The sequence below is a fragment of the Nocardia sp. bgisy134 genome (assembly GCF_057708325.1).
In genome coordinates, this window is the sequence record NZ_JBYIRW010000011.1 from 289555 (window position 1) to 296290 (window position 6736).

A 6736-nucleotide genomic window follows, 5' to 3' on the forward strand; every position below is an offset into this window, starting at 1 on the left:
ACTTCCAGATCAGCGGAGCAGATAGGGCATGTTGACGGTGACCGCGCCGGTGGGGCAGCGGGCCGCGCACGGTCCGCAGTACCAGCACTCGTCCACGTGCATGTAGGCCTTCCCGTTGTCGGGATTGATGGCCAGGGAGTCGAGGGGGCAGATCTCCACGCACAGCGTGCAGCCCTGGATGCACAGCGATTCATCGATCGTGACCGGGATGTCGGCGCGCTGATTCGCGAGTGCCATCTACAGGACCTTCCATTCGGGTGCGCCGCGGGACAGGCTGCCGCGCATGGTGATTCGATCGCCGCGCATGCGGATGTACTCGAGGTCGACCGGTCTGCCGTCGTCGAGACGGGTCAGTCGCTCGAGCATCAGCAGCGGGGCGCCGTCGGGGGTGTCGAGAGTGGATGCGGTGTGCGGGTCGGCGGCGATCGCCTCCAGCGCCAGATCGGCGCGGCCGAGGGAGCGGCCGCTGATCTTCTCCAGCAGCACGAAGATGTCGGTGTTCTCGAGGTCGTTGGCGAGCACCTCGGCGCCGATGTCGGGGACCAGATAGGTCAGGTCGAGGCTCAGCGGCAGGTCCGCCAGATAGCGCAGCCGCTCCAGGTAGACGACTCGCTGCCCGGGTTCGAGCCCGAGCCTGCGGGCCACCGCGGGCGGCGCGGTGATGTGCTGCGCGGTGCGCACCTCGTTGCGAACGGTGCCGTGGCCCTTGAGGGTTTCCTGGAGCCCGAGCAGCGCGTCGAGGCCGTGGTCGTATTTGCGGGTCGCCACCCGGGTGCCGACCTTGGGCGCGCGGTCGATCAGGCCCTCGTCCTTGAGCAGGGCCAGCGCCTCGCGCACGGTGTTGCGCGAGGCGGAGTGCTCGGCGACCAGCTGCTGTTCGGTCGGCAAGATCTCGTCGAACGCGCCCGCGTGGATCTGGTGGCGCAGCACGTCGGCAACCCGGCGCGCCTGATCGGCGCGCAGCTGCCGCACGGGGGCCGGTTCCGCACCCATCTGTTCCGCCTCTCTTTCGCTGACCTGCACGAACAGCGACGATAGACGGGGAATGGGCGCGGGAAATCCAGCTCGCGCGCCGTGCGAATCAAGGGATGTTTCTTCGCCAGTGGTAACCGGCGCCGACCTGGGGAAACAGGGTGGCTAACGGCTATTGCGCCACCCTGTTTCCCGGGCTCGGGTTTCGATCACGCAGATTCGAATGATCGATGCCGATCGTGCTCAGAACCAGTCGTCGCGCATCTCGAGCGTGGTGCGGTCCATGGCGGCGAGCAGGTCGAGCTGCGGCCCGGTCTTGGGCAGCTCGTAACGGAAGAAGTAGCGTGCCGCGGCGCGCTTGCCCTCGTAGAAGTCGCCCTCGTGGTCGGCGGCGGCCACCATCTGCTCCAGCCAGATCCACGCGACCACGATGTGACCGAACGCCTCCAGGTAGATGGACGAGTTCGCCATCGCGGCGGCCGGATCGCCCGCCGCGAACATGCCTGCGGTGACGAGCAGCAGGCGCTGCCAGGCCGAGTCGAGCTCCACCGCGAATTCCTCCGCGTCGCCGCCCTGTGCGGTGGCCGCTTCGACGGTCGCCGCGATCCGCGCACCGAGCAGTCGCAGCGAGGCGCCCTCGTGCTGGATCACCTTGCGGCCCAGCAGATCCAGGCCCTGGATGCCGTGCGTGCCCTCGTGGATCGGGTTGAGGCGGTTGTCGCGGTAGTGCTGTTCCACGTCGTACTCGCGGGTGTAGCCGTAGCCGCCGTGCACCTGGATGGCGAGGCTGTTCGCCTCCAGGCACCACTGCGAGGGCCAGCTCTTGGCGACGCCGGTCAGGATCTCCAGCAGCAGTGTGTGTTCGCGGGCGGCCTGCTCGTCGGCGGCGGTGCGGCGCAGGTCGACCAGCCGGTTGCAGTAGAGCAGCAGGGCCAGCGCGCCTTCGACATAGGCCTTCTGCGCCAACAGCATTCGCCGCACGTCGGCGTGCTCGACGATCGGGACCTGTGGCGCGGCGGCGTCTTTGGTGGTCACCGCGCGGCCCTGGTGCCGCTGCCTGGCGTACTCCACGGACTTGAGGTAGCCGGTGTATCCCAGCGCGGTGGCGCCGAGGCCGACGCCGAGCCGCGCCTCGTTCATCATGTGGAACATGTAGGAAAGGCCGCGATGCGGTTCGCCGACCAGGTAGCCCACCGCGCCGGGCGCGCCGTCCGGGGTGTGCCTGCCTTCGCCGAAGTTGAGCACCGTGTTGGTCGTGCCGCGGTAGCCCATCTTGTGGTTGAGGCCCGCCAGCACCACGTCGTTGCGCTCGCCGAGCGTGCCGTCCGCGCCCACCAGGAACTTCGGGACGACGAACAGCGAGATGCCCTTGGTGCCCGCCGGACCGCCGGGGATCTTGGCCAGCACCAGGTGCACGATGTTCTCGGTGAGCTCGTGATCGCCGCCGGAGATCCACATCTTCGAGCCGAACAGACGATAGGTGCCGTCGGCCTGCGGTTCGGCGCGGGTGACGATGTCGGCCAGCGACGACCCGGCCTGCGGCTCCGACAGGCACATGGTTCCGGTGAACCTGCCCTCGACCATGGGCCGGACGAAACGGTCGATCTGGTCCTGAGTCCCGTGCTCGGCGAGGAGATTGGCGTTGCCGATGGTCAGGAACAGGTAGCCGGAGGTACCGACGTTGGCGGCCTGGAACCAGCTGAACCCGGCGGCCTCCACGGTGGCGGGCAGTTGCAGGCCGCCGATCCCCTCGTCCATGCCCGCCCCGACCAGGTTCGCCTTGGTGAACGCCTCGACGGCCGCCTTCACCTCGGGGATGATCGTCACCCGCTCGCCGTCGAAGGTCGGCTCGTTGCTGTCGTTGCGCTTGTTGTGCGGCGCGAAATGCCGGGTGGCGATGTCTTCGCAGAGATCGAGGAAGCCGTCGAAGGTCTCCCTGGAATGCTCCGCGAAACGGGGGAACGCGGCCAAGTCCTCGACCCGCAGCCATTCGTACAGCAGGAAGTCGAGATCCCTACGGGAGATCAGGTTCGAGCGCACGGTCATCCTCTCGCGAACATCACTTCCGGAGCGCCGTCTCGGCCCCGGGTATTTGATACGTTACTACCGATGTGTCGCGAAAGGTGAGGGGTCGGCTACCGCGATCGGCTCGAGGCGGCCGCGACCGCCTCGAGCAGCGGTGTTCGCCACGCCGTCCGGCAGATCAGCAGGTCGGGTAGGTAGGGGTGCGGACGGTTGTACTCCAGCGGGCTGCCGTCCACCCGGGAGGCGTGCAGGCCGGCCGCCAGCGCGACGCCGACGGGCGCGGCCGAATCCCACTCGTATTGTCCGCCCGCGTGCAGGTAGCCGTCGGCCTCGCCGCGCACCACCGCCATCGCCTTGGCGCCCGCCGAGCCCATCGGCACCAATCGCGCGCCGACAGCGTCGGCGACGTCGCGCGCCCAGACGGGCGGCCGCGAGTCGCTCACCAGGAGTCGCGGCTTCCCGGGGTCGGCGGCGGGGCACGGCGCGTCGCTGACGTGCACCCGGCCCAGCGCCGGCTGCGCCACGGCCGCGGCGGTGATGCCGCGGCCGCGCTCCCACAGCGCGACGTGCACGGCCCAGTCCGAGCGGCCTGGCATGGCGTACTCGCGGGTGCCGTCGAGCGGATCGATGATCCATACCCGGTCGGCGGTGAGTCGGGCCGGGTCGTCCGCGGATTCCTCGGAGAGCACCGCGTCCCCCGGCCGGGCCGCGGCGAGCTCGGCGAGCAGGAAGTCATTGGACAGCGTGTCGCCGCGCGCCCCGAGATCGGGTGGCGGCGGGCCGCCGGGGGATACCTCGTCGCGCAGGGCGCGCAGCAGGGTTCCGGCGCGTTCGGCCAGGTCGGCGGCCAGGCGGGCATCGGTGAGCATGGTATGAATCAATCCAGGGTGTCCAGCAGGGTCAGAATGGTCGCGGCCATGGCGGCCGGGTCGCCGTCGGCGGGGCGCAGCGCCAGATCCGGTGCGGCGGGCGTTTCGTACGGATCGTCGATGCCGGTGAAGCCGCGGATCTCACCCGCCCTGGCCTTGGCGTACATGCCCTTCGGATCGCGCGCCTCGCAGATCTCCAGCGGCGTGTCGACGAACACCTCGACGAACGGGAGTCCGGCCGCTTCGTGCGCGGCGCGCACCCGCTCGCGGTCGGCGCGGTACGGGCTGATCAGCGAAACGACCGCCACCACACCGGCTTCGGCGAACAACCGGGCCACCTCACCGACGCGGCGGATGTTCTCGGCCCGGTCCTCGGCGGAGAAACCGAGATCGGCGTTCAAGCCGTGGCGCAGGTTGTCGCCGTCCAGCAGGAACGCGGGACGCCCCGACGCCACCAGCCGCCGCTCCACTTCGACGGCGACCGTGGACTTCCCGGAACCGGACAGGCCCGTGAGCCAGACCGTCGCGCCGCGGGTGGCGCGCTCCTCGCGACCGACCGCGGTCGAGTGCCAGACCACCCGAACCGAGGGCAGCGTCGGGCCGGTGATCATGCCCGCGGCGACGGTGTTGTTCGTCGCCTCGTCGACCAGGACGAAGCTGCCGGTCGAACGATTGCGGCGGTAGGGGTCGAAAAGCAGCGGCTGACGGGTGCGCAGCTGGATGCGCCCGATCTCGTTGAGCGACAACGATTCCGCGTGTTCGTCGCGATGCAGGGTGTTCACGTCGAGCCGGTAGTCGAGGCTGCGGACCTCCGCGGTCGCGGCGCGGGTGGTGTGGCGCACCGTGTACGTGGCGCCCGGTGTCAGCGCGGAGTCCTCGGCGAACCAACACACCATGGCGTCGATGTCGCGGCCCACTTGCGGGCGGTTGGCCGGACGGCAGATCAGGTCGCCGCGCGAGATGTCGATCTCGTCGGCGAGCTGCATCGTGATCGCCTGCGGCGGAAAGGCTTCGGCCACCGGGATGCCGCCGGGCCCCCAGATCGCGGCCACCGTGGTGGTGAAACCCGAAGGCAGCACAGCCACTTCGTCGCCCGGCTTGAACACCCCGCCCGCCACGGTGCCCGCGTAACCGCGGAAATCCTGCCCGTGCCTGCGGGTCACGTACTGCACGGGGAAGCGCGCGTCGATCAGGTTGCGGTCGGAGGCGATGTGCAGCTCCTCCAAGTGGTGCAGCAGGGGCGTGCCCTCGTACCAGGGCATGCTGGCGCCGTGGTGCACGATGTTGTCGCCCTGGAGCGCCGAGACCGGGATGAAGGACAGATCGGCGACCTCGAGCTTGGTGGCGAATCCGGCGAACTCCTCGCGGATCTCGGTGAACCGCTGCTGGGACCAGCCGACCAGATCCATCTTGTTGACGCACAGCACCAGGTGCGGAATGCCGAGCAGGCTGGCGAGGAAGGCATGGCGGCGGGTCTGCTCCACCACGCCCTTGCGCGCGTCGACCAGGATGAGCGCGACGTCGGCGGTGGACGCGCCGGTCACCATGTTGCGGGTGTACTGGATGTGCCCCGGGGTGTCGGCGATGATGAACTTGCGCCGCGGCGTGGCGAAATACCGGTGCGCCACGTCGATGGTGATGCCCTGCTCACGCTCCGCGCGCAGTCCGTCGGTGAGCAGCGCGAGATCCGGGTAGTCGTCGCCGCGGTCGCGGCTGGTGCGCTCCACGGCGGCGAGCTGATCGGTGAAGATCGTCTTGGAGTCGTAGAGCAGACGGCCGATCAGGGTCGACTTGCCGTCGTCGACGCTGCCCGCGGTGGCGAGGCGCAGCAGGGTGGTGGCCATCAGAAGTACCCTTCTCGTTTGCGATCTTCCATGCCCGCCTCGGAGATGCGGTCGTCGGCACGGGTGGCGCCGCGTTCGGTGACGCGGGCGGCGGCGACCTCGGCGACCACCTCGGCGGGGGTGGCGGCGGTGGAATCCACGCATCCGGTGCAGGTCGCGTCGCCGACGGTGCGGAAGCGCACGGTCGCCTCGTAGGGCCGTTCGCCGTCGAGCAACCGCAGGAACCTGGTGTGCGCCAACAGCATTCCGTCGCGCTGCACGACGGGGCGGCGATGCGCGTAGTACAGCGGGGGAAGCTCGATCTCCTCGGCCACGATGTAGCTCCAGATATCCAGTTCGGTCCAGTTGGAGAGCGGGAAGACCCGGATGTGCTCGCCGGGGCGGTGCCTGCCGTTGTACAGATTCCACAGTTCGGGGCGCTGGGCGCGCGGGTCCCACTGCCCGTATTCGTCGCGGAAGCTGAAGACCCGCTCCTTGGCGCGGGCCTTCTCCTCGTCGCGGCGGGCGCCGCCGAAGACCGCGTCGAAGCCGCCCTCCCGGATGCTGCGCAGCAGCGTGCTGGTCTGTAGCCGATTGCGCGAAGCGCGCGGGCCGGCGTCCTCCACGACCCGGCCCGCGTCGATGTCGTCCTGCACGCTGCCGACGATCAGTCGCAGCCCGAGGCGCTCGACGGTGCGGTCACGGAACTCGATGACCTCGTCGAAGTTGTGCCCGGTGTCGATGTGCAGCACCGGGAACGGCAGCGGCGCGGGCCAGAAGGCCTTGGCCGCCAGGTGCAGCATCACCACCGAATCCTTGCCGCCGGAGAACAGCAGCACCGGACGTTCGAAGGTGGCTGCCACTTCACGGAATATGTGCGCCGACTCGGCCTCGAGCGCGTCCAAATGAGGCAGCTCGTAGGTGCTTGCCGTCGACTTTGCGTACTGGCTCACGCCCCAAAACTAGAACACGTTTCGGTCTGTGGTCAACGGGTCGGCCGCGGGGGGGGGGGGGGGGGGGGGGGGGGGGGGGGGGGGGGGGGGGGGG

At 69.6% G+C, this 6736-nt stretch carries 5 protein-coding genes and 1 pseudogene; all 6 read right to left on the reverse strand.

Annotated features, from left to right (window positions below; translation table 11 throughout):
* Positions 1-9: 9 nt before the first annotated feature.
* The 6 genes and pseudogenes from AC3ERS_RS21245 to cysD all read right to left on the reverse strand — a co-directional run bounded on the left by AC3ERS_RS21245 (position 10) and on the right by cysD (position 6642).
* Complete coding sequence (locus AC3ERS_RS21245; protein ID WP_068054481.1) at positions 10-237, reverse strand: 4Fe-4S dicluster domain-containing protein; 228 nt, start codon at positions 235-237, stop codon at positions 10-12.
* Positions 238-993, reverse strand: coding sequence for a GntR family transcriptional regulator (locus tag AC3ERS_RS21250; protein ID WP_431969795.1), 756 nt, complete (start codon positions 991-993; stop codon positions 238-240).
* A 222-nt stretch (positions 994-1215) separates the two neighbouring features.
* A complete protein-coding gene (locus AC3ERS_RS21255; protein WP_431969804.1) occupies positions 1216-3012 on the reverse strand; it encodes an acyl-CoA dehydrogenase in 1797 nt (598 codons plus the stop codon).
* Between the two features lie 119 nt (positions 3013-3131).
* A pseudogene (locus AC3ERS_RS21260) lies at positions 3132-3866 on the reverse strand (3'(2'),5'-bisphosphate nucleotidase CysQ); the annotation flags it as partial.
* An 8-nt stretch (positions 3867-3874) separates the two neighbouring features.
* A complete protein-coding gene (gene cysC / locus AC3ERS_RS21265) occupies positions 3875-5710 on the reverse strand; it encodes an adenylyl-sulfate kinase (protein WP_431969796.1) in 1836 nt (611 codons plus the stop codon).
* Complete coding sequence (gene cysD, locus AC3ERS_RS21270) at positions 5710-6642, reverse strand: sulfate adenylyltransferase subunit CysD (protein WP_431969797.1); 933 nt, start codon at positions 6640-6642, stop codon at positions 5710-5712. The genes cysC and cysD overlap by 1 nt, the downstream gene beginning before the upstream one ends.
* Positions 6643-6736: the final 94 nt, after the last annotated feature.